The organism is Vibrio pelagius, assembly GCF_024347575.1.
Taxonomy (GTDB): Bacteria; Pseudomonadota; Gammaproteobacteria; order Enterobacterales; family Vibrionaceae; genus Vibrio; species Vibrio pelagius.
Window position 1 is genome coordinate 844,512 of sequence record NZ_AP025504.1, and the last position, 23,059, is coordinate 867,570.

At 44.5% G+C, this 23,059-nt stretch carries 19 protein-coding genes; 3 read left to right on the forward strand and 16 right to left on the reverse strand.

The window, feature by feature from the left end:
• Nucleotides 1-8 precede the first annotated feature (8 nt).
• From vsple_RS17990 to vsple_RS18005, 4 genes are read right to left on the reverse strand one after another with little or no spacing between them, the layout of a single operon-like run.
• Nucleotides 9-764, reverse strand: coding sequence for an outer membrane lipoprotein-sorting protein (locus tag vsple_RS17990; RefSeq protein WP_261884010.1), 756 nt, complete (start codon nt 762-764; stop codon nt 9-11).
• A gap of 58 nt (nt 765-822) precedes the next feature.
• Complete coding sequence (locus vsple_RS17995) at nt 823-2,103, reverse strand: ABC transporter permease (RefSeq protein ID WP_261883285.1); 1,281 nt, start codon at nt 2,101-2,103, stop codon at nt 823-825.
• Nucleotides 2,091-2,789 (reverse strand): ABC transporter ATP-binding protein, encoded by a 699-nt coding sequence (locus vsple_RS18000; RefSeq protein WP_261883286.1) that lies wholly within the window; start codon nt 2,787-2,789, stop codon nt 2,091-2,093. The genes vsple_RS17995 and vsple_RS18000 overlap by 13 nt, the downstream gene beginning before the upstream one ends.
• A gap of 28 nt (nt 2,790-2,817) precedes the next feature.
• Nucleotides 2,818-3,501 (reverse strand): hypothetical protein, encoded by a 684-nt coding sequence (locus vsple_RS18005; RefSeq protein WP_261883287.1) that lies wholly within the window; start codon nt 3,499-3,501, stop codon nt 2,818-2,820.
• 489 nt (nt 3,502-3,990) lie between these two features.
• Here vsple_RS18005 and vsple_RS18010 point away from each other — a divergent pair, with 489 nt between their 5' ends.
• Nucleotides 3,991-9,105 (forward strand): ATP-binding protein, encoded by a 5,115-nt coding sequence (locus vsple_RS18010; protein ID WP_261883288.1) that lies wholly within the window; start codon nt 3,991-3,993, stop codon nt 9,103-9,105.
• Here vsple_RS18010 and vsple_RS18015 read toward each other — a convergent pair.
• The 3 genes from vsple_RS18015 to vsple_RS18025 form a co-directional block, all read right to left on the reverse strand.
• On the reverse strand, nt 9,080-9,238 hold the full coding sequence (locus vsple_RS18015) for a hypothetical protein (RefSeq protein WP_193286101.1): 159 nt from the start codon (nt 9,236-9,238) through the stop codon (nt 9,080-9,082). The genes vsple_RS18010 and vsple_RS18015 overlap by 26 nt on opposite strands.
• A gap of 139 nt (nt 9,239-9,377) precedes the next feature.
• Nucleotides 9,378-10,253 (reverse strand): NAD(P)-dependent oxidoreductase, encoded by an 876-nt coding sequence (locus tag vsple_RS18020; RefSeq protein WP_261883289.1) that lies wholly within the window; start codon nt 10,251-10,253, stop codon nt 9,378-9,380.
• 13 nt (nt 10,254-10,266) lie between these two features.
• Nucleotides 10,267-11,169, reverse strand: a complete 903-nt coding sequence (locus vsple_RS18025; protein WP_261883290.1) for a LysR family transcriptional regulator — start codon at nt 11,167-11,169, stop codon at nt 10,267-10,269.
• 82 nt (nt 11,170-11,251) lie between these two features.
• On the opposite strand from vsple_RS18025, the gene vsple_RS18030 reads away from it, so the two are divergent.
• Complete coding sequence (locus vsple_RS18030) at nt 11,252-11,509, forward strand: DUF2798 domain-containing protein (protein WP_261883291.1); 258 nt, start codon at nt 11,252-11,254, stop codon at nt 11,507-11,509.
• Nucleotides 11,510-11,678: 169 nt separating this feature from the next.
• On the opposite strand, the gene vsple_RS18035 is transcribed toward vsple_RS18030, so the two are convergent.
• The 4 genes from vsple_RS18035 to phhA all read right to left on the reverse strand — a co-directional run bounded on the left by vsple_RS18035 (nt 11,679) and on the right by phhA (nt 14,027).
• On the reverse strand, nt 11,679-12,395 hold the full coding sequence (locus tag vsple_RS18035; RefSeq protein ID WP_261883292.1) for a YebC/PmpR family DNA-binding transcriptional regulator: 717 nt from the start codon (nt 12,393-12,395) through the stop codon (nt 11,679-11,681).
• 97 nt (nt 12,396-12,492) lie between these two features.
• The gene (locus vsple_RS18040) at nt 12,493-12,702 is read right to left on the reverse strand and encodes a DUF3283 family protein (protein WP_255232282.1); all 210 of its coding nucleotides are present in this window, start codon (nt 12,700-12,702) and stop codon (nt 12,493-12,495) included.
• Nucleotides 12,703-12,904: 202 nt separating this feature from the next.
• The gene (locus vsple_RS18045; protein WP_261883293.1) at nt 12,905-13,243 is read right to left on the reverse strand and encodes a 4a-hydroxytetrahydrobiopterin dehydratase; all 339 of its coding nucleotides are present in this window, start codon (nt 13,241-13,243) and stop codon (nt 12,905-12,907) included.
• Nucleotides 13,233-14,027 carry a phenylalanine 4-monooxygenase gene (phhA, locus tag vsple_RS18050; protein ID WP_261883294.1) on the reverse strand — a complete coding sequence of 265 codons (795 nt, stop codon included), beginning with the start codon at nt 14,025-14,027 and terminating at the stop codon, nt 13,233-13,235. Before phhA ends, vsple_RS18045 begins: the two co-directional genes overlap by 11 nt.
• A gap of 282 nt (nt 14,028-14,309) precedes the next feature.
• Between phhA and vsple_RS18055 the strand changes: the two genes are divergently transcribed.
• Nucleotides 14,310-16,286 carry an acetoacetate--CoA ligase gene (locus tag vsple_RS18055; protein ID WP_261883295.1) on the forward strand — a complete coding sequence of 659 codons (1,977 nt, stop codon included), beginning with the start codon at nt 14,310-14,312 and terminating at the stop codon, nt 16,284-16,286.
• Between the two features lie 51 nt (nt 16,287-16,337).
• Here the strand turns inward: vsple_RS18055 and maiA are convergent, their stop codons facing one another.
• From maiA to vsple_RS18080, 5 genes are all read right to left on the reverse strand, one after another.
• Nucleotides 16,338-17,006 carry a maleylacetoacetate isomerase gene (maiA, locus tag vsple_RS18060; RefSeq protein ID WP_261883296.1) on the reverse strand — a complete coding sequence of 223 codons (669 nt, stop codon included), beginning with the start codon at nt 17,004-17,006 and terminating at the stop codon, nt 16,338-16,340.
• Between the two features lie 14 nt (nt 17,007-17,020).
• Nucleotides 17,021-18,058 (reverse strand): fumarylacetoacetate hydrolase family protein, encoded by a 1,038-nt coding sequence (locus tag vsple_RS18065; RefSeq protein WP_261883297.1) that lies wholly within the window; start codon nt 18,056-18,058, stop codon nt 17,021-17,023.
• A gap of 9 nt (nt 18,059-18,067) precedes the next feature.
• Nucleotides 18,068-19,198: a homogentisate 1,2-dioxygenase gene (locus vsple_RS18070; RefSeq protein WP_261883298.1), complete on the reverse strand. Its 1,131-nt coding sequence runs from the start codon at nt 19,196-19,198 to the stop codon at nt 18,068-18,070.
• The gene (gene hppD, locus vsple_RS18075) at nt 19,191-20,264 is read right to left on the reverse strand and encodes a 4-hydroxyphenylpyruvate dioxygenase (RefSeq protein WP_255232279.1); all 1,074 of its coding nucleotides are present in this window, start codon (nt 20,262-20,264) and stop codon (nt 19,191-19,193) included. The genes vsple_RS18070 and hppD overlap by 8 nt, the downstream gene beginning before the upstream one ends.
• A gap of 338 nt (nt 20,265-20,602) precedes the next feature.
• Nucleotides 20,603-22,996, reverse strand: a complete 2,394-nt coding sequence (locus vsple_RS18080) for a response regulator (protein WP_261883299.1) — start codon at nt 22,994-22,996, stop codon at nt 20,603-20,605.
• Nucleotides 22,997-23,059: the final 63 nt, after the last annotated feature.

Sequence of the window (23,059 nt, forward strand, 5' to 3'; positions counted from 1 at the left end):
CCACCAACCTACAGTCCAGACACGCTATTACGAGACAGATATGCAGGGTTGTAGTACTTATCCGCCAGTGACTGTTCGCTGATCTCTTGATACTCAATCAAGGTGCGCTTATTCGGCTGAATCTTATCAAGCAGACTCATCGCCACGACACTGGGTAGACCATTGCGCTCTCCTTCATCAAACCATGCCTGTTTGGCTAGCTTTCCTGATCTCAAGTACAGATCAGCCTTGATTGGGAACGCGCGATCAGTGGTTAACCACAAGTCGATCGACTGATAACTCGCACCTTTGGTTTTGGCGGTCAATTTCAATTTATGTGTCATGACTTGCTCACCACTATCTAACTCAATGCTCTCTTGCTGCACCCACTCACCTTGATAATCTTCACTCCAAGTCAGTGTTGAGATGTCACCCACCGAGGCTTCACCCAAAAGTTTCTGCATTGGTGTGATGCGAATAGGTCGACGCGACTTCGGCATGAGCAACCAGTAGTTGTCTTCAATCATCAGCATCTTTTGACCGGCTTCCACTGCCGATTTGAATATCACCAATGATTCTCGGTTTGGACGCGTGTAGACGTTGTACTGGCGGGTCTTATCCAACTTATCATTGTCAAAGAGATGCACCACAGACACCACCTTCGAGGCTTGCTCACTGTTGAGTCGGTAGCGATCGGCTTTCGCAATCATCTCTGTTACTTGGTCGGCATCAACCGCCCAACTCGATCCACTAAACACAAACGACAACATCAATAAACACGTCATTACTGTGTGATGCCAAACTGTTTGGCTTGCGCGTCTATTCGAAATGGCATTTAGGTCATTAAACATAAGTCAGCGCCTCCGTGATAGGTTTGTTTACACCTTTGCGAGCAGCGAAATAAGCTGCAATAAGACAGATCGCAGTCACACCAGCCATGGCGTAGGCCACTAATTCAAATGAGAAGTAGATATTTAACGGATAACCATCAGTTCGACCTGGAGGCGGTGGCATTTGCACATCCACAACCAGTAATAGAACCGTCACAGCTGCGCTGGCGAAGGCGCCGAGCAAACCACCAAGCAGTGCCAACAAACCCGCCTCTTTCAAGAATCCGGCAATGATTTCAGATGGATAACTACCCAATGCCGATAAGGTCCCCATCTCTCGGGTGCGCTCTGTGACCGACATAGTCATGGTGTTAAACAGAGAAACGAAAACCACCAACGCCATCACCGCCCCCATGATGCCGAAGATCCGATCGTAGAGATCTTTCACTTTGACGTAGAAGAACGCGCGATCTTGCCACGGAGTGATCTCGATCTGCGAGCTGTCTGTATCGCCGTTACGCTGTGCCAGCTTTTGTTGCAAGCGTTGATCAACCTGACTTGTCAATTGAGTCTCAAACAAGAATACCGACAGCGTGCTCACTCGATCTGTAGCCAGTAGCTCTTGTGCTTGGCTGATATAAACGTACAACTGGCGTTTATCTAGCTCAGGAACGCCAGTCGAGTAGATTCCTTGCACCTTAAAATCGAAGGCGTTGAGGGCTCCATCACTGGTGGTCGCGAGCAGCGTAACCCAATCGCCAATGCTCACCTTCAAGTTGCGCGCTAAGTCTTTCCCTAGCATCACTTGCGGCTCGGAATCGTCGTATCTTGGAGAATCAATACTGGTTAGAGTTTGCCCTTGTCGAACATCTAAAAACGGGCCCTTCATGTCGAATTCACGTTCGTTAACGCCCGTTCCCATAAAGATGGTTGACTTCGAGCCGTTAGAGACAAGGCCACTGAAGTAGACACGTGGCTGAACACCGCGCACATCGCTGTCGCCAATGATCATCTTTGTCAGTTCATCTGCGTTGTCTAAACCATTGCTCAACGGCGTATCTTCGTCCTGCTCAAAATAACCCGGTGTGCTGAGTGTTAAGTGCCCAGTATCGCGCGCGGTCGACTCTCGCAAAGATTCATAGGTATAAAGTCCATACCCACCTGCGGAAGTGAGTGCAAACACGGCAATCGCGACTATCAAAACCGACAACAAACTACGACGTCCATTACGCAGGAGATTGAGCCACGCGAGGCGCAGCGAATGTAGAAGCCCAAACTGCATTAACTTGCCCATGAGACGGCCTCCTGCTTCATTGTTGAGGTCACGATCTTGCCGTCCACCAGCTCAATCACTCGATCGCAACGGCTGGCCATTCTTGGATCATGGGTCGCGACAATAAATGTGGTGCCAAACTCGTGGCCAAGCTCACGCATAATGTCGATCACTTTATTGGCGGTGTGGCTATCCAAGCTTGCTGTCGGTTCATCGGCGATCACTAACTTAGGCTTGTGAACCAAAGCACGAGCGATCGCGACGCGCTGTTGCTGACCACCAGAGAGATTATCTGGCCGATGGTGAACGTACTGCTCTAAGCCAACACGCATCAGCATCTGCTTTGCTTGTTTATGCTGTTCTTCAAGGCTTAAACCATTGAGCATCAGAGGGTAAGCAACGTTTTCTAGCGCCGTCATGACAGGCACCAGATTGAACTTTTGAAATACAAAACCTAAAGCGTGGCGACGAAAACGCGCAGCGGGAATAGCTTGTTCAGGGTAGGGCTGCCCTTCTATCGAAATCATCCCTTGGTAATCTCGGTCCAACATTCCTAAGATATTGAGCAAGGTACTTTTACCTGAACCTGACGGGCCGCATAACGCCACCATCTCGCCTTGCTCAATCGCTCCTGATACTCCATTAAGGGCATGCACGACCTGTTCACCCGTTCTGTATCGCTTTTTAATCGCTTCGAACACTACCATCTTGTTATCTCCCTTGTTCGAACGGATATTATTGAGCCTGACTGACGAGTGCTTTCGCCGTCATGGTTTCAATATTGCTGCTATCTTTCTCTTCCATTACAGCCAACCAAGTCTGTGCTTGTGCGAAGTCTTGTGCTCGAATCGAAGCGGTAATCGCATAGCGGTAAATCCAAGCGGTAGCAGCAAAGTTTTGGTGTGAGAACTCCTCTTCAGACAGCAGGTCTAAATAGAGGTCATAGCCACGGTCAAAATGGTTAAACATATCTGGAAGTGAGGTATAGGTGGTCGCCGCCATCGCGCGGGTGAGATAGGCTTCTGGCAAGCCTTGAACTCTCGCCTGTTCAGTCACAGGCTGTTCGATGCTATTTAAGAGAGTCAAAGACTTATCGATGGTCGCGAGCCCTTTTTCGACATACTTCATCTTATTCCAAGGCAGAAAAGCATCGCGCCCTTGCAGGGTTTCTGTACTACCCAAGTAGACCAAGGTCAGCGGTGTTGCCCCCTCTTTGTCGAGGATCGATTTCAGCGCATCATGCGCTGCTTCAACCATCTCTTCATCACCTTGAGCAGCTTGATTATACATAGAGAGTGCTTCTGGCGTTGGGTTTGCCCATGCCGGTGCATTTACTGCTAGCCCAAAGGCAAGTGTTGATACAAAGAGAGACGTTTTAATCGATTGCAGTGAATTGACTGGGGTGTGACTTGCTTTCATCTTGGTATTCCCTTTCCTGTTTTGATGATGAAAGGTTAACCACAAACTGTCACGCCGTTTTATCAATGCGACGAATGGCAATTATGAGGAGTGAATGGTTGAGTTGGGAAATGAATGGAAAATTCGAAAAGAAGGAATACAACAGATAGGTCAATACATAATCTGATATTGCCCAATTTAGGCCTAAATCAGAGCTGACTCATTTCTGCCCCAAAGTGCGTTAGCACTAAAAATCCAGCCTATTTCACACGCTGATAACTGGCTTAAAAATTCTAATAGATTGGGTTGCCATCTTTTGTAACTTGTGATCATTTGAGCTAAAAAATTAATTTTAAGCACACTTCACCATTCTATGGTTAGATTGCTTGTATCGGGTAAGTGATTGTATTCATATCATCCTACCGTATTTTGCTATAAAATTTGAAAATTAGTGAGACTTGTGCACAGAAAGACTCATGAATTTCATTGTGCGCCTTATGGAGATGAGAAATGAGTAACGATGTCAAACAACAGAGCAATCCATTTTCTACTGGAGGTGGTGGCGTAAACTTTGAAACTAGAGTTCAAGCAGCTTTTGTACTGTCATTGCTAACAAAATCTTGTGTTCCTTGTTTATCACAGTCTATGAGGGCAAAAGAGTTAAAATTTCAGAATAAATATGATGGTGTAAATACGGATGACTTTGTTTTAGTTGCGACTGATAAAGCAAATAACAAAAGTCAACTTTTTGCTCAGATTAAGCACGAAATAACTATAACTGCGTCTGCTGATTCAATGTTCGCTGAAGTTATTAACAGTGCATGGAAAGATTTTAAAAGTACTAGGTTTAACTTTGAAAATGATTCAATTGCATTAATAACTGGACCAATGCCAAAGCTTGATGTTAATAATACTCTCCCTATATTGGAATGGGCTAAATACTCGTCAAACTCAGAAGACTTTATTAAAAAATCAAAAACTAAAGGTTTTACCAGTAAGGCAAAGCTCAACAAGCTAAACATATTCAGATCACAATTAACCAATGCTAATGACGGAGATGAAATTACTGATGACGAATTATGGCTATTCTTGAGATCTTTTCAGTTAATTTCCTTCGATTTAGATGCCAAATATTCAACCGTTGCAAATTTGTTATGCTCATTAATTGAATATTACACTGATGAATCACCATCTCTTGTTTTTTCTAAATTAGTTACTTGTGCACAAGAATTTAACCAAAATGCTGGAACATTAACTCAAAACAATGTGCCTGAAGAAGTTAAATCATTATTTAATATGGCAAGTAAAGTTAATTTTGAAAGTGATTTCATAAAGTTTAAGGAGCGTAGTGATCATATTTTTGAAGGAATATCAAATACTATTAATGGTTTTCATATAGATCGAGAGGAGCAACTGGCAAAAATATCTGAACTATACGGTGTAAATGACTTTATTTTTGTTACCGGCACTAGAGGTGTTGGAAAGTCAGGTGTTGTAAAAGATTTTATCTCAACGAAAGGTAAAGATGTACCAGTTTTCTATTTAAGAGCTGAAGATTTAGATAAAAGCCACCTTAATGATGTATTTACATCTATCGGAATGAATTCCACATTAGGGCAAATTGAAGGGTACTTCTCGTTACTTAACGAAAAAATACTTGTTATTGAATCTCTAGAAAAAATTTTAGAGCTAAATCACCAAGATGCTTTTTTAGACCTGCTTCAATACATAAAAAATCAATCGGGTTGGACTATTATTGCTACTGGGCGTGATTATGCATATCAACAACTTACTTTTAATTATCTTCAGCCTAGTGCTATCCAGTTTGACAGTGTAAATGTAGAGGGGCTTACCACTGTTCAAGTTACCCATGTCTGTGAAAATATTCCTGAACTAACAGGGATAATATCTAATGATTCATTAGTTGAATTACTTAAAGTACCATTTTTTATCGAGATTGCAGTAAGAGCCATTGGTAATGGCGCACAATTTAAATCTGGTGACACTGAAGTAAACTTTAGAAATACTGTTTGGGCAACAGTCATTTCAAAAGAAGCAGATAGAAAATCAGGAATGCCGTATAAACGAAGAACAACGTTTATTAATATTGCAAAACAACGTGCAAAGAAAATGCTGTTTGGTATTAGAGCTAATGAGTTTGATCCAGAAGTAGTTGCAAAATTGGAAGAAGATCATTTAATTCACCGTGACCAGAAGTCTGCCACTATCAGTCCTATGCATGATGTCTTAGAAGATTGGGCATTAGAAGAATACATTGATGGCGAGTATGTTGAAAATTCACATGACTTAGTTAACTTTTTATTAACTATTGGTAATGAGCCGGCAATAAGTAGGGCTTTTCGATTATGGCTTTATAGCAGATTAAAGTCTGATAATGCAACCGATGAATTTGTTGAAGAAATATTAACGACGGATTGTATAGAAAGTTATTGGAAGGACGAGGCTATTGCAGCGATCATGCAACATGAGTCGCCAGAAGTTTTTCTGCATTCACTGAAGTCTCAGCTTTTAAAAGATGATTGTGCACTCTTGATCCGGTTTTGTTTTATTCTCAGAATAACCTGTCAAAGACCAAGCTCACTATATAATGATTTATTGGCTAAAGATGAAAAATCAGGGATTTTAAAATCTTTGTTTTTACAACCGTATGGTAATGGTTGGGAAGCACTGTTTGATTTTATCTATGAGGTTAAACACGATTTAAGCGACTCTATGCTTACTCAAGTTGTTGAAGTCATCAATGAATGGTGTGGAATCATTAATATATATGATGATCTACCAAAAGCCTCTCACAAGGTTGGTTTGTTGAGTTTATGGTTGCTTGAACAAGTTAAAGATTCTTATCGTGATAAAGGGCGAAGAAAAAAAATACTTAATGCTTTGTTAAAAGTTTCAACAGCAGTTAAAGACAAATTTGATGAATTAATGGAACAGGATGTTTTCATATCCAAGGTAAAACCAAGAAGATTAGCCTATGTTGACGAGCTGACGAGTTTGGCCCTTGTAGGCATTAACGTGCCTATGTTGTGTAAACGTTACCCCGACTTTGTTGTTAAGCTTTCACTGCATGAGTGGTTATTGCAAAAACCAGAAGATGATGAATTCGGTTACGGTTCTTATGGCCGAGTTGATGTTGAAGAATCTTTTGGTTTAGATAGAGAACGAGATTTTTTTCCTGCAAGTGGTTCTAAAGGGCCTTTTAAGTATCTTCTTCAATCAAAACCTAGACTAGCGTTAGATTTCATTATCAAGCTATGCAATATAACGGCACGAAAATATTCAGAATCTGAATTTTCTAAACCTCATGATAATGAGGAAGAGACTATTTATGCCTATGAAACAGTCGTAAAGCAAGTAGATATAACACTCAATGATGGCACAGTAGTTAAGCAGTATTCATCACCTTATCTGTGGAAGGGCTATCGAGGACAGTCTACGTTGCCTTACCTGCTACAGTGCGGGCTTATGGCACTAGAGAATTGGTTAGTTGAATATATTGACAAATGTGGCGAGGACAATGAAATACAATGGATTTATGATTACTTGCTGAGAAAGAGTAACTCTGTCATGCCTACATCTGTATTATCTTCTGTAGCCACAGGCTTCCCTAATAAAGTAGGAAAAGCAGCATTTCCTTTACTGAAAACCGCTAATTTATACCATTTAGATTTGATTCGAAAGACTCAGGAAAGGGGCGGAAATGAATTTCATTTCTTTGGCTTTGACAGAGATCCAATGTCGGAAATCTACATAGAAGAGAGGAGACAAGCTGCACTTAGACCATGGAGATGCGAGTCATTAGAAAACCTATTAATAAGGTTTCAATTCGTAAATGAGCTTAGGGATGACGCCTTAAAAATTGTCGATGAATTGAAAGCTGAAGCGGTTGACCGCAATAAAAATATTCTTCGGTATATGTTACACCGAGTTGATACAAGGACTTGGGAGGCTGTTGAGGATAAGGATAATAATCGAATATTGCTTCAAAGCTCGTCTGAACTTCCGGCTGATTTAAAGCAAGATCAACAAGAATTTAATGAAAAAAATGCAATTGATAGCATTGTAATTAGTTTAAATTTATGGGGACGAAAGCTATTCGAAGATAAATTACTAGAAGAAAAATATTTCTCTTCATATCAAGATGCATTAATAGCAGCAAAAGAATTACTCAATTCCCTCCAAAAAGGTGAAATACACAACTTTGCCGATATGGCTGTAGGTACAATAACAACCGTTGCTGCCGTTTGTGTCCGTGATGTTCTTTTAAACTTGAGCGATGAAGATAAAGAGTGGTGCCTAGGAGTTATCCTAGAGTCAATATTTATGCACGCAGATAATATGAATGGAACAACAGCACATGATAAAACTGATCATTATGGCTCTGGAGCGTGTGCATTTGTCTTACCTAAGTTATTTGATTTAGAGCTAGATTCAGAACAAGAAAAGTATTTGAAGTTTGCTTTGGCTACAGCGTTAACACATGAGAACATTAATGTTAGTGCTTATGCAGCTAAGGGCGTAAGGGAATTTCTTTGGTCAAGGGATGCTCAATTAGCATCCCGTTGTATAGGTGGAATAGTTGAGTACGCAAGATTCAGAAAAGAAGATAGTGTGGTACGTAGGTTCTATCATTTACAAGGTGCTGAGTTGCAAGCCGCTCACGAAAACTGGAATACTCTTATAACAATATTTCGCAATGAATTAATTGATGGGAAGTTTAAGCTTTCGGTTAACGATATTTCTTTGGAAAGCCACTGTTCATGGTTTTTTCATTTACCAATGTTAATGGTTCCATATTGTCCTACGGATGATGATCAGATCCAGTTGGTTAACAAGTTAGTGAATTTTGTATTTGATACTGAAAATCAAAATCATCGTTTAAGTGGTGATGAAAAAATAAATCATGACATAATAAAACAGATCCAGGATTGTCTTTCTGAACATATTATTTTTTCAAGAAATAATAATTACATGCCCTTTAAGGAACTATTGGTATTGGGCTGTTCAAAAGCCCCTAGTTTTATTTATTCGTTAACACTCTCATATAATGTAGTAGTAGAAAAAGAAGATGATTATGACGCTGTCTGGTCACTTTGGAGTTTGTTAGCACCAGAGGCACATAAGATAGCCATGAATGATGTCAATGATCGTTATGTAGGGTTACAGAATGATTTAAATCAGCTATTACGTGGACTAATGCATGCGGATACTCCTTGGCAAGGTCATCCTAATGAAGAACGTGACATGAAAACTGGGGCACACTATTTATTGGGATTTGCCAACCAATCTGCGGGTAATAGCCACGTTTTTGAAGCTTTAGCATCTTTAATATATCATTTTCATGGCGTGTTCTTTGATAAAGGCATTCATTTGTTAGCTTCAAAATTCTCTGTGAATTCAGATCTTATAGGTAAGCAAATTAATACTGCTTATTATTTAGAAATGTCGATAGGACGATATCTTCAGATAGAAAATAGAGGTCCATTAAATAGAAAAATGTATAACTCATGCCTTGAGCTACTAAATGGAATTGTAGAAACTGGTTCTGCAAGGGCTTATTATCTACGAGAGCACATGATTAGATCGAGAAAAATACGTGTTTAGTTATACTAATTTTCGCTTGCTCAGACTTGATCTTACAGTCATCAAGTGCGTCTTGGTGGCTGTAGGCTGTATCTGAGCCAGAATATTTACAATGTAGGTCTTCGATATTTTTCTCGTCTAACTTAGTAGACATAGGGCAAAGTCCTAACTCATTTTTGTCCAATAGTGAGTTTCAGTTCCAACTCTTTCACTGCATCCCTAAGTTCACACAAACAAAAATAGCCGCTGATTCGCGGCTATTATTAGTTATCTAAACCAAGCTTTTGTGAGTTTTACTTCTTAGTCTCTTCAACCACTGCTTTCATCAATACCGAAGTATCCATGCGACCTTCGCCTTGAGCAGATAGAGCTTTGTAAGCATTATTGGTTTTTTCCGTCAATGGAAGTTGAATACCTTGGCGCTCAGCTTCATCTAAACAGAAACCTAAATCTTTGATCATCCAATCAATCGCAAAGCCAAAGTCGAATTTGTTTTCCGACATCGTCACCGCGCGGTTCTCCATCTGCCATGAACCAGCAGCGCCGTTTTTAAGGCAATCAACTAGAGTTTGAATATCCAAGCCTGACTTTTCAGCAAGCACCAAGCCTTCAGATAGGCCGTTCAATACACCTGCGATACAGATCTGATTAACCATTTTCGCGCGTTGGCCTTGACCTACTTTACCCATCAGAACCGACGATTTCCCGTAAGCGTCAAATACAGGCTGAAGGTCATTGAATAGCGATTGATCACCACCACACATGATAGTCAACACACCGTTTTCTGCGCCCGCTTGACCGCCTGAAACTGGTGCATCCATGAAACGAACACCGGCTTTGCTAGCCGCAACTTCAAGCTCTTCCGATAACAGTGCAGACGTCGTAGTGTGGTCAACAAGGATTGCGTTTGGCTTCATTGCGGCCAATGCGCCCGTTTCGCTGGTTGTCATACTGCGAACGTCATCATCGTTGCCTACACAAACCAACACTACGTCAGCTTCTGCTACACACTCCGCCACGCTCTCAGCGGCTTTACCTTGGTATTTATCAGCCCAATCGAGTGCTTTGCTGTGAGTACGGTTAAATACCGTTACTTCGAAACCGGCTTTAACTAGGTGACCTGCCATTGGGAAACCCATGACACCCAGTCCGATAAAACTTACTTTCATTTGTTGCTCCTTTTTATGAGGCGGGCGCTTCATGGTGAAAAGATCGAATGCTCTCGATCAGTGCATCAATCAGTAGCGTCAACGCCTTAGGCTGATATTTTCTCTCTTTGTACACTAAATACGCCTGTCGGTCACCTCGATGGTATTCAGGTAGGAGTTGAATAAGGTTCATATTAGGTGAGATATGACGAAACGGCAGTGAAGCGACGCCTAAGCCATTCTCAACGGCTTCTGCGACTCGATGGATATCATTGACCACAAACTTGGGTTGAATGCTGATATTGCGCTCAAGGGTATCTCCTTTATAAAGCGGAATGTCCGTCACATGGTCAACACTGACCCAATCTTGCTCCGCCAACTGTTCTGGTGTGGTAACGGCACCTGTGCGCTCTAGGTATTTCTCGCTAGTAAAAAAGCCGTGCTTAGCTTTAAACAGGGGACGCGCAACCATCCCTTCTAGGTTGGAGACATTAAAGGTCACGAGCAGATCACGATCCGTTTCCGGGACTAAATGTTGCTGACTCAGGACTAAATCCAATTGAACCTTTGGATACTGGATCAGAAAATTCTCAATGGTGTTGCTCAGAGAACTGCCATAGAAATTGTGTGGGACGGTCAGCTTGATCTTGCCTTGAATCACATCCTTGCCTTTGAGCAGATCCAAAAAGCCGGCTTGCAGCGACTCCATACCACTACTAAGGGATTGAAACGCCGCTTCTCCGTCTTCAGTCGCAACCAACTCTCGCCCTTTCTTCTCTAGTAGACGAACCCCAAGTCGCTCCTCTAAAGCAGATAAACGGCGGGACATAGTTGAGACTGGAAGCTGTAGTGAACGCGAGGCAGACAGCAAAGAGCCTTTCTCTACCACGGCACAAAATAAAAACAGATCATCAATATTTCCATATATGGAATTCATAGTTCTTTTTATGCCTATTTTTCTCATTTGTGGATAGGAGTAACCTTAACTCAACGAACAAGAAAAATCATCAGGATCAGAGATGAACAAAAAACTTCACTATGTCACTGCAACACTCTCTTCATTGGTCATGGCAATACTGATGTCAGGCATTATTTCAGGCGCCAAGATGGGCTTCAGCCACGATTGGCCTCCAGTATGGTTAAACAGCTTTTTGTTGGCGTGGCCATGTGCACTGGTACTTAGCCTTACGCTACTGCCAAAAGTGAAAAAGCTTGCAGAATGGATATGCAAACCAAGAAAGTCACAATCGTCTCAGGTAGAGCTATGTGATGAATAGGGAGGCGATGAATGGTTTTTGAAATGATTAAAGCCAAAAAGCACCGATTTTTTCATCGTTCCGGCGGAACAATGATCAAGGTAAAATCGCAGACATAAAAAAACCGAGCACATGGCTCGGTTTTTAGTAGAGAAATGACAGCTCAGTGAACGGTCACGACAACGCAGAATTACAGCTCAGCGTTGTGGTAAACCTGTTGTACGTCATCACAGTCATCTAGAAGGTCTAGGAACTTCTGGAATTTCACTGCATCGTCACCCACTACTGGCGTGTGAGTTTGAGGTACGAACGTGATCTCTTCAACGTCTAGTGTTAGATCTGGGAAAGCAGCTGTTAGTGCAGTCTTAGTCTTGAAGAACTCTGTTGTTGGAGCGAATACAGTGATTACGCCATCTTCTAGCTCAACGTCAGTTACGTCTACGTCTTCCATCATCAGCGTTTCTAGGATGATTTCGTCATCTTCGCCTTTGAATTGGAATACCGCTTGGTGAGCGAACATGTGAGAAACAGAACCTTCAACACCGATTTTCGCACCAGTCTTAACGAAACATTGGCGAACGTCTTGGAAAGTACGGTTACCGTTATCTGTTAGACAGTCAACGATTACGCTTGTGCCGCCAGGGCCGAAACCTTCGTAACGAGCTGGTACGTAGTCTTCACCACCACCGCCGTTTGCTTTATCGATCGCTTTGTCGATAACGTGTGCAGGTACTTGGTCTTTTTTCGCTTTAGCAATCAGGTGCTTAAGCGATAGGTTCATATCTGGATCTGAACCGCCATTCTTCGCACACATGTAAATTTCTTTACCGTACTTGGAATAAACTTTAATTTTTGCGCCTGCTGTTTTCGCCATAGAGGCTTTACGCACTTCAAAACTTCTTCCCATCGGGATCTTCTCTCTGATTCAATTAACGGGGCAAATTCTAGCAAAATACCGCATCATTTCAATTCTGCGGCATTGCTGGGGTAAGCGTGGTCTGCAATTATGCGACACCCATTACCTGTTTGTATTTCTCTACAGACTGCTCAAACCAAGCTTTCTCTTGTGGGTCGGTGAGCTTCATTGCTTCTTCAACAATGGCTTCAGGGCCACATTTTGCCTGCTTCAATTGCCATACGAGGAATGAAGCTTGCTTATCCAGCTCGATCTTGTTTTTCTCATCGGGTGGAAGAAGGGAAAGGTTGATAGACATTTTCAGCCTCAGTCTGTAGTAAACTTGGCCGAGAAATATAGCATATAGGGGTCGAGTAAAACCAATATTATAAGAATAATTCAGTAAGAAAGAGGCTCACACAGAGCCCCTAGCTTGCCTATTTAAGCGATGATGGCACTCTCATCACAAATAAATCACAAATCCCCTAAATGCTTGACGTAACTCGTCAACAATATCGTTGTTAGACATCCGGTCTGAACTCATCGCATTTGGCCGCGCAGATAAAATCGTTGTTATGGAGCCCCTTAATCGAGTGACTCCACCATGTCACGGTCACTTTGCCCCATTCCAATAATATTGAAGGGTGATGAAACTCTTCTTCAGCCAATTCTGCGACTTGATTGCTGAATGCCCACGCCAGCTTAAAATTCTTAAAGCGATAGGTTTTCTCCAACTGAGGAATGCCCGCTCTCACGACAATCTCCCAGTCATGCAGCTCTTTTAGTAGAGTCTGTTGCTCTGATTCATTCAACGCTTTGGCATCACTGGTACAGGCTTCGCATTTTAATTCATTCAGCATGTGTCGCTTCCTTTGGTTCAAAAAGTGGTGGTAACAGCCCAGACTGACGAGCTAAATCAGTTTGGGCAATGAGGTCTTGTTGGCTTAACTGAAACAAGTGCGCTAAACCATCAATAACAAAATATTTAGGCTGCATGATGTCTATTCGATAAGGCGTTCTGAGTACAGTCTGAAGATCGAACGTTTCTCGAATGACGTTTGGCTCTTCCAATGCATACAGTGTTTCTGCTGGCGATGACAGGATCCCACCACCATAGATTTTAGTTTGTCCTTGCTCTTTCACTAAACCGAACTCAACGGTAAACCAGTATAAGCGAGCAAGATAAGCACGCTGCTTTGGCGTCGCAGCTTGACCCAAGCGGCCATAGTGTTCGGTGAACGACGCAAAACTGGCATTGGTCAGCATCGCACAGTGACCGAATATTTCATGGAAAAAGTCTGGCTCTTGCAGATAGTCGAATTCGTCACGGGTTCTTAAAAAGGTCGCGACAGGGAAACGCTTACTGCCAAGCAGTGCAAAGAAGCGGTCGAAATCAATCAAAGCGGGCACAGGTTCTACCTGCCAACCTGTGGTGGAGGCTAATACTCGATTGATTTCAGGTAGTTGTGGTACTCGGTCTAAAGGCAAATCCAATAAGCGTAACCCCTGCAAATAGGCGTCACAGGCTCGATTTTGGATCACATTTAGCTGCCTGCTTACCAAGTCATGCCAAATCGCATCTTCTTGGCTGTTCCAATCTACCCACCCATCTTGGCTGACAGGTTTAGAATGATAATGAGTCACTGCTTCCCTCCAATTGCTTCCCTACTTTAAGCGTATCTGCCCTCCCCTTAACCGCCAGTTTGCACAGATGGATTGGCAACACGAAAGCTGTAACAAATATTTTACATTAGTTTTAGTTATATGATTTTATTGAACTTTTAAACGAATAACAGTGGGACTAACACCACCTTGGTAACTTAAGGGCTATACAAGTGAGGTGCTAGCGTGTTGATAGCCATTGTTTGACTTTGGAGATCGTCGGTACAAGACTGAATCTATTAATTTTTTATCGAAGAGGCGCTCATGGATAAGAGTGAACCAATCTGGCAACCAAGCTCAGAACGCATTGCTCAAGCGAACATCACAAGGTACATGGATCAGCTAAACCAACAGGGGTTAAGTTTTGATGGTTACTCCGCACTGCATCAATGGTCTGTTGAGCAACCAGAGCGTTTCTGGGAGCAAACCTGGGAGTTTTGTGGTGTGGTAGGTTCACAAGGAAAACATACCGCCATTTTAGGTGAACCACGTTGGCAGCAGTCACAGCCCAATCGAGATACCTTGTGGTTCCCCGAGGCCAAACTCAACTACGCCGAAAACCTGCTTAAGCATGCCCACCAGCAACAAGACACTCTTGCGATATGGTTCGAAAATGAGTTGGGTGAACAGACTCAATACACTTGGCAGGCACTGTATGACGATGTCTCTCGTGTTCAACAGTGGCTGATGGAGTGTGGTGTCACCAGAGGCGATACCGTCGCTGCGTATACTCCGTATTTACCAGAGGTGGTGGTCGCGATGCTCGCCGCGACCAGTTTAGGAGCAACTTGGACATCAACTTCACCCGATTTTGGTGTTGAGAGCGTTTTGGAGCGCTTTGGGCAAGTTCAACCTAAGGTGATGTTTACTTGCGATGGTTACTCTTTTAATGGCAAGCACTTCGATATGTCTGAGAAAAACCGTGCGCTTTCTCAGCAAATATCCGGGTTAGAGCAAGTCTGCCAGATAAGCTACACCAACAAAGCCAGTGCACCAGCGTCCCCCTCTCACCAAAACTGGCAAGCGATTATCTCTTCTTACCAAGCTAGAACCATTGAGTTTACTCAAGTGGATTTTAATGAGCCGCTGTTTGTTCTCTACTCCTCTGGGACCACAGGCAAACCAAAATGCATTGTGCACGGCGTCGGCGGCACACTGCTCAACCACCAGAAAGAGCATCAACTGCACTGCGACATCAAGCCACACGATCGCGTATTCTATTACACCACCTGTGGCTGGATGATGTGGAACTGGCATGTCTCTGCACTGGCGAGTGGGGCTTGCTTGGTGATATTCGATGGCAGCCCAATGTGCCCAAATCCAAGCGTATTATGGGATCTGGCTGCGCGAGCCGACGTAACCCTATTTGGTACCTCAGCGAAGTATTTAGAAGCGCTCGAAAAGGTTCCATTTCACCCTGAAGAGCACACCGCTTTGCCTGCGCTGAAGACGCTCTGCTCTACCGGTTCAGTGCTCTACCCTGAGCAGTTCGATTTTGTCTACCAATCGATAAAGTCAGACTTACATCTCGCTTCGATTTCTGGTGGCACAGATATTTGTGGCTGCTTTGTGTTGGGCAACCCTATCTCAGATGTGTATCGTGGTGAGTGCCAACAGGCAGGGCTTGGAGTCGACATTAAGGTGTTCAATGCTTCCGGTCATGAGGTCAATAACGAGCGTGGCGAGCTGGTGTGCTGCAACTCACTCCCCAACTTCCCACTTGGCTTCTGGAGTAATAGCGGAGAGCGCTATCACAACACTTATTGGGATAGGTTCGAGAATGTGTGGCATCACGGAGACGAAGTAGCACGCAGCGCTCACGCAGGCTACCAGTTTTATGGGAGAGGCGACACCACACTCAACCCCGGTGGTGTGAGAATTGGCACTGCCGAGATCTACCAGCAAGTGAATACTATGGATGGTATCATCGATTCTATCGCCGTCGGTAAAGATGTCGACCGCAATGAACAGATATGGCTGTTCGTTCAACTAGAGTCGCAAGCAAAGCTAACCGAGTCTTTAAAGACCGACATTAAGAGTCGTCTGAAATCGGCATGCTCACCAAGACATGTCCCAAGCCAGATATTTGCGATTAGTGACATACCTAAAACCCGCTCCGGCAAACTGGTAGAACTGGCGGTCAAACAGGTCGTTAACGGGCGTGAAGTTGAGAATATAGGCGCGATCGCCAATGCAGAAGTACTAGAAGAGATAAAGCAAATAATTATGAAAAAGGGATAGCCGCTCATACGGCTACCCCTTTTACAATCTCGTTGCTAATTATCCCTCAGATTAACTGCCCGCGTCTTCTTGGTTCTCGGGCAGAGCATCAACAAAGGCCTGCTGTTGGTTACACGCTGCAACGATCGCGTTAATCAGCGGATAAGGCGACATATCTACCCCAAACCTTTGTGCGTTATACACTTGTGGCACCAGACAGATATCAGCAATCGAAGGTGTATCAGTCACACTGAAGCGACACGAACCGTGCCTCTCTCTATGCTGTGCAAGTTTCTCTTCAAGCGCCGAGAACCCTTGCCCAATCCAGTGGTGCATCCATTTCACCTTCGCTGATTGCTCACAATCTAGCTCTCGCTCCAAGTACTGCAGAACGCGCAGATTGTTAAGCGGATGAACATCAATCGCGATGTCTTGAGCTAACGCCAATGCGTGATAGCGCAGCGGCGTTTGCGTCGGAATCACCAAATTAGCGGGGTACTCGTCATCCAGATATTGAATGATAGCTAAAGATTGATTGAGGCAAATTTCGCCGTCCACCAGCACAGGCACTAACTCGGCGGCATTCAAGCGGTGATATTTAGCACTGTGCTGCTCACCGCCTTCACGCAACAGATGAATCGATTGTGACTGGTAGCTAAGCTGTTTTAGGTTGAGACAGATCCTGACTCGATAAGCCGCCGATGATCGCCAATATCCGAAAAGCTTGATCCTTTCACTCATCGCTTACCCTCTACTTACGAGCCTTGATACTTAATCACTTGCTGATCAATAGCACCGAAGACCGACTGCCCTTCCCTATTCAACATCTCTAGTTTGATCGAGTCACCAAAGGTCATAAAGCGCGTCTTGGGTTGACCATCGCGGATGGTTTCAATCATGCGCACCTCTGCGATACATGAATAACCAACCCCGCCCTCTTGAATGGACGTGCCGTGATCAGTGCCTTGTTTATTCGACACCGTGCCAGAGCCTATGATGGTGCCTGCCGACAATGGACGCGTTTTTGAAGCGTGCATAATCAGCTGCGCAAAATCAAACGTCATATCAACCCCCGCATTGGGGCAACCAAACGGCTCATTGTTATAGGTCGAAATCAGAGGGAGATGCACCTTGCTCTGATGCCAATCTTGACCTAACTCGTCAGGGGTAACGGCTACAGGTGAGAACGCAGATGAAGGTTTTGATTGGAAAAAACCAAAACCCTTGGCTAGTTCGGCTGGGATTAATCCTCGCAAGGAGACATCGTTCACCAGCATTAACAAGCGAATCGACGCTTCTGCCTGCGCGCGATTTGCTCCCATTGGCACATCACCAGTGATCACGGCGACTTCCCCTTCAAAGTCTATCCCCCATTTATCACTGGCAAATTCAATATCATCGCGAGGGCCAATGAAAGAGTCGGAACCACCCTGATACATCAACGGATCGCTCCAAAAGCTCTCTGGCATCTCCGCACCACGCGCCTTTCTGACCAATTCAACATGGTTGACATAAGCGCTCCCATCCGCCCATTGGTAGGCTCGCGGCAGTGGTGATTCACAATCCATTGCCTCAAAAGGTTCGCTCTGTTCGACGCCCTGATCGTTGAGTGCTTCATAAAGCTCAGACAGTGGTAATTCTACCTGTTGCCAATGATCCATGGCTGTCTGCATCGTCGGCGCGAGATGCAAAGCGTGGAAAATCTCCGTTGCAGGGACACATCGAGAGAGATCTCGGCTCACGACCATCAATAGTCCGTCGCGAGTCCCATTTTTCTTTGTTGCTAGTTTCATCCTTGCTCCCTACTTCTCTTGCCAACTGTAGACATACTGTTTGTTCTCTACCGCATCAAGCTCATCAGCGAACGACAAAGCATGACGCGTATCAATCATGACGGCCACTTCATCGGTAAAGGTTTTCTTATGCTCTAATCCCGCTTTGAAGGCTTTAGGATGTGGGCCATGCGAAAAGCCTGCAGGATGGAACGTCACCATCCCAGCCTCGATGTTGTCGCGACTGAAAAAGTCCCCCGCATGATAGAAAAGCACTTCGTCATAATCGTCATTGTTATGGTAAAACGGCACTTTCAGTGCACCGGGGTCACTCTCTATCGGACGTGGTACAAAGGTACAGACCACAAATCCAGCTCCCACAAAAGTCGTGTGGGCAGATGGAGGTAAGTGATAACGGTGTGACATTAAAGGTCGGATATCGCGCCAATTGACCTTCACAACCGCCAGATCACCATGCCAACCAATCGCATCTAACGGATTAAATGGATAGGTGATCACACTAGTCTGGTCATGGCGCTTCACATGAACTTGTGTCTCGTTTTCTGAGTATTGAGCTTGAAACGCCTCATCGATAGAAGGCACCTCAAGCACGGCAGGATCGAACACCGCATGATTGCCAACCATGCCTTTCTCCGGCAAGGTATACGCAGCATCGGTGTTTTCAATCATCAGGATAAACATCGGCTCATTTGGCTCTAAACGCCAGCTGGTGGAGCGCGGGATCATGACGTAGTCACCATCCCTCACTTCTAAGTGTCCGTAGTCACAATAGAGATGCGCGCTACCTTGATGAATGAATAACAGCTCATCACCATCGGCATTACGGACTAGGTGCTCCATACTCTTTTCAACTTTCCAAACCCGAATCTTGCAGTCCACATTGTGCAACAAATGTGGCACCTGCCAAGGCGACGCCTGAATAGCGGATTCAACGCGAGTAAAGTCAAACGCGCGAGGACGTAGATCCCCCTCCCATTGCGACCAACCCGTGGGAGCGTGTTGATGATGGAAATGTGCAGCGGGGCCAAAGAAGCCGCTTCGACCAGCTTCGCGCTCATAAATCGCCTCCTTAGGAAAGTCGGCGTGCGCTTGCTTAGAGCAAGTGCCCTCACGATGAGGAAAAGGGATCCATTTACTCATCGGTCAATACTCCGCGTCGGATCTGATCCTCTTCAATCGATTCAAACAGCGCTTTAAAGTTACCTTCACCAAAGCCCTCGTTACCTTTGCGTTGAATGATCTCGAAGAACACCGGCCCAATTACGGTTTGCGTGAAGATCTGAAGCAAAATGCCATCTTTGGTGGGTGCGCCATCGATCAGGATACGCAAATCACGTAGGCGATTGGTATCTTCACCATGGCCTTTAACGCGCTGGTCGACTTTCTCATAATAGGTGTCAGGCGTTGGCATAAAATCCATGCCTCGGTCACGCAGGGTCGAAACCGTTTGATAGATGTCGTCAGTAGTCAGTGCAATGTGTTGAATCCCTTCGCCGTTGTATTCGCGAATGAACTCCTCAATCTGAGACTTATCATCAGAAGATTCATTGATTGGGATGCGGATTTTGCCACACGGTGCGGTCATAGCTCGGCTAACAAGGCCAGTGAGTTTGCCCTCGATGTCGAAGTAGCGAATCTCTCTGAAGTTACCAATGCGCTCATAAAAACCTGACCATAAATCCATGTTGCCCTGCTTCACGTTGTGGGTCAGATGGTCTATCTCGTACAAACCGACATCGGCATCTGCTAGCCTTTGGTCCGCATCATCATAGAAACGGAAATCGACGTCGTAGATACTCTGCTTTCCATAGCGGTCAACAAAATACAGCAGGCTCTCGCCGATGCCATATATCGCAGGGATACTGAGCTCCATCGGGCCAATATTAGTGATGTACTCCTCTCCACCTTTGACCAGTGCTTGTTTCAGCGCCACATTAGCATCATGAACACGAAAAGCCATGCCACAGACCGATGGACCATGCACTCTCGCAAACTCCTCCGCTTGGCTGTGAGGCTGCGCATTGACGATAAAACTGATGTCCCCTTGTCGATATAGCCACGCCTCTTTTGAGCGGTGCTTGGCAATCTCAGCAAAACCCAGTGACACAAACAGCGCCTTAAGTTGCTCTATCCCTTCATCATTTGCGGCTGTGTACTCAACGAATTCAAAACCATCCGTACCTAACGGGTTGTAGCTATCGACCATGTCTCTCTCCTTGTTAGAATTGAAGCACGTAGAACGCGCTTAACTTAAACTTGGAACAGAACTCGTGAGATTGAAAATCCTCAACAAAATCAGCAAAAACGCCCTCTAGCACGAAAAAATGTAAAGAGAATGTTACACACAAAAAAGAGAAGGCTGAAAGCTAGCTCGAACAAGTGCTTGAAGAGCAAAGGTCGGGTTTACACGGCAATCTAAGTGTGAATGAATTGTTACATGAGACGTATCTGCAAAATCCAGTATCGTGCTGACAATAAAATAAAGCGAAAATAAAACGGGCCATACAACTTGTCTTATATGGCCCGCTTACAATGAATAAACAGTTAGATGATTTGCTGCTCGACACCATCCTTGTCTGGCGATTTCTTCGATACTGTCAAAAACTTCTCGGCTGCAGTCTGTAGCTTATGCTGATTAACAGGCTTAGCGATAAACTCATCCATACCCGCTTCGAAACAGAGGTGTTTATCTCTTTGAACCACGTTGGCAGTTAAAGCCACAATCGGCACATGCCGTTCAGACCCTTCCTCTATGGCGCGAATCATTTTGGTTGCTTCAAACCCATCCAGTACAGGCATCTGACAGTCCATAAACACGATTTCGTAATCAGTTTTTTGATACATCTCCACGCCGATCTTGCCATTCTCTGCGATGTCTACTTCAAGACCCAGTTTTTTGATCATCATTTTGGCAACTTGCTGATTCACCCGTGAATCTTCAACCACCAGCGCTTTACCTTCAAACTGAGGTAGCGGCGCTTGCTCTACTTGAGGCGCAGCTGCGGGTTTCGATGACTCAGTTGCAACAGCTTTATCAGCTACAACAGTGTTAAAGGCGGCTTCACCGCGGTTAAAGTAGGTAAAACCTTGTTCAGAGTCTCGATTGGAGAGAACACGGTTCACTGTCCACTTAAGTTGGTTGTCTTGATATGGGCGTGCGATGTATGCGACATACCCCACCAGCTTCGCTCTCTGTTCGTCTTCAAGATGCGGGTCAGCGGATATCATCACGAGTAGTGGGCACTGGTCTTTAAATCGTTGAGTTAAAGTCTCGGCCAATTGGAAACCATCGACTGATGGCATCACTTTGTCGATCAATATCAAATCATACGGGATATTTTTCTCTAGCGAGTTAGCAACAAGCTCCACGGCCTTATCAGCACCATCACAGCTCTGTGACTGACAACCAAGTGCCTTCAATTGTGCTGAGGTAATACGCATATTAAGTTGACTATCGTCCACCAGAAGCACCGAGACCTTGTTCATGTCCACCTGTGTTTGCGTCACTTCGCTGCACACATCAAAGTCAGCCGAGAAGTAGAAAGAGCTCCCCTTGCCTTCGATACTGTATAGCTCAAGCTTAGAGTCCATCAGGGTGACTATTTTCTCACAAATAGCGAGACCGAGACCGGTGCCCCCGTAGTTACGAGTGGTGCTGCCATCGGCTTGTTGGAACTTCTCAAAGATGCTGCGCTGCTTGTCTTCCGCGATACCTATGCCGCTATCCTTCACTTCAAACTTGATTCGCGCTTTGTCTCTGTTTGGTGCGCCATTCAACGATGGCTCTAGAGACAGAGAAAGAGTGACATGCCCCTGCTCTGTAAACTTAATAGCATTACCCACTAAGTTGTTCAGAACCTGACGAAGTTGGGTACCATCACCTTTGATCACAGCTGGAATACGCGGGTCGGTAACCAATTGGAACTTCAAGCCTTTCTGTTCAGCTTTGATGCGGAAAGTCGATTCTACATCATCGATAATATTTGCAATCCGGAAGGGTTCAGCTTGCAGGTCGAGATGCCCCGCCTCAATTTTTGAGTAGTCTAGAATATCGTTGATTAAATCCAACAGTGTTAATGACGATGTGTTGAGCATACGCACATACTCTTTCTGCTCTTTGGGCATATCCATATCAACCAACAAGGATGACAAGCCTATGATCCCATTCATCGGTGTACGTATCTCGTGACTCATATTCGCCAAGAATTCACTTTTGTTTTGGTTGGCCACTTCAGCGGCTTCTTTAGCTTGCTTTAACTCTTCATACTGTTGGCGAATACGTTCTACTGATTGGTTATAACTGTACTCGAGAGTAGTGATCTCATCAGAGCAAGCATGGTCTACCGGTGCTAGCTTTTTCGGTCCAACTTTCTGGTCCTGTTCATCTATCTGGGCCGAAATTGTCATCAAGCGTCGAACAACTAGGCGATAAACGACCGTCAGGCAGACGAGTGAAAGTAGGAACACCTTGATTGCCTCAAACACAGCCAAAACTAAGACGCGATCAACAAAGTCATTCAAAATCAAATTGAGATCGGACTGCACCGTCAGTTTTGCGAGAAGATAATCTTTTCCCCCCATCTGATAAACCATATCCCAAGTTTTCGAATACGCTCTTCCGATAATCGGCTGGCCTAACTCGATCACGGCTTGGTTGCTATCTTCGATAAGCAGGTAACTGACGGTAGGTAGCCGAAAGACACTCTCCGCCTGGACTTGCAGTTGGTCACGATCTTCCACCCACAGGCTTGAGGTTAATCCAGGGAGGTGACCCGTTTTTACGTGGTCAATTTGGGTACTGATGTAAGAAACGCGATCTTGGTACTCAACATATAGGCTGAGCCCTGTCACAATAACAGTGAACAAAGTGCTGATAGCGATGATTATCCCGATCAATTGACGAGATAGTCCTATATAGCGCTTTCCTTGTTTCACCATAAATAAATTCCGTTTTTTAAGTTTAGTAAATTACTATTACTCAACTAGTATAATAGTAGTCGT

Bases quoted from the DNA above. Each gene is read 5' to 3' on its own strand.
- vsple_RS17990 (WP_261884010.1), bottom strand. From the start codon at position 764: ATGACGTGTTTATTGATGTTGTCGTTTGTGTTTAGTGGATCGAGTTGG.
- vsple_RS17995 (WP_261883285.1), bottom strand. From the start codon at position 2,103: ATGGGCAAGTTAATGCAGTTTGGGCTTCTACATTCGCTGCGCCTCGCG.
- vsple_RS18000 (WP_261883286.1), bottom strand. From the start codon at position 2,789: ATGGTAGTGTTCGAAGCGATTAAAAAGCGATACAGAACGGGTGAACAG.
- vsple_RS18005 (WP_261883287.1), bottom strand. From the start codon at position 3,501: ATGAAAGCAAGTCACACCCCAGTCAATTCACTGCAATCGATTAAAACG.
- vsple_RS18010 (WP_261883288.1), top strand. From the start codon at position 3,991: ATGAGTAACGATGTCAAACAACAGAGCAATCCATTTTCTACTGGAGGT.
- vsple_RS18015 (WP_193286101.1), bottom strand. From the start codon at position 9,238: ATGTCTACTAAGTTAGACGAGAAAAATATCGAAGACCTACATTGTAAA.
- vsple_RS18020 (WP_261883289.1), bottom strand. From the start codon at position 10,253: ATGAAAGTAAGTTTTATCGGACTGGGTGTCATGGGTTTCCCAATGGCA.
- vsple_RS18025 (WP_261883290.1), bottom strand. From the start codon at position 11,169: ATGAATTCCATATATGGAAATATTGATGATCTGTTTTTATTTTGTGCC.
- vsple_RS18030 (WP_261883291.1), top strand. From the start codon at position 11,252: ATGAACAAAAAACTTCACTATGTCACTGCAACACTCTCTTCATTGGTC.
- vsple_RS18035 (WP_261883292.1), bottom strand. From the start codon at position 12,395: ATGGGAAGAAGTTTTGAAGTGCGTAAAGCCTCTATGGCGAAAACAGCA.
- vsple_RS18040 (WP_255232282.1), bottom strand. From the start codon at position 12,702: ATGTCTATCAACCTTTCCCTTCTTCCACCCGATGAGAAAAACAAGATC.
- vsple_RS18045 (WP_261883293.1), bottom strand. From the start codon at position 13,243: ATGCTGAATGAATTAAAATGCGAAGCCTGTACCAGTGATGCCAAAGCG.
- vsple_RS18055 (WP_261883295.1), top strand. From the start codon at position 14,310: ATGGATAAGAGTGAACCAATCTGGCAACCAAGCTCAGAACGCATTGCT.
- maiA (WP_261883296.1), bottom strand. From the start codon at position 17,006: ATGAGTGAAAGGATCAAGCTTTTCGGATATTGGCGATCATCGGCGGCT.
- vsple_RS18065 (WP_261883297.1), bottom strand. From the start codon at position 18,058: ATGAAACTAGCAACAAAGAAAAATGGGACTCGCGACGGACTATTGATG.
- vsple_RS18070 (WP_261883298.1), bottom strand. From the start codon at position 19,198: ATGAGTAAATGGATCCCTTTTCCTCATCGTGAGGGCACTTGCTCTAAG.
- hppD (WP_255232279.1), bottom strand. From the start codon at position 20,264: ATGGTCGATAGCTACAACCCGTTAGGTACGGATGGTTTTGAATTCGTT.
- vsple_RS18080 (WP_261883299.1), bottom strand. From the start codon at position 22,996: ATGGTGAAACAAGGAAAGCGCTATATAGGACTATCTCGTCAATTGATC.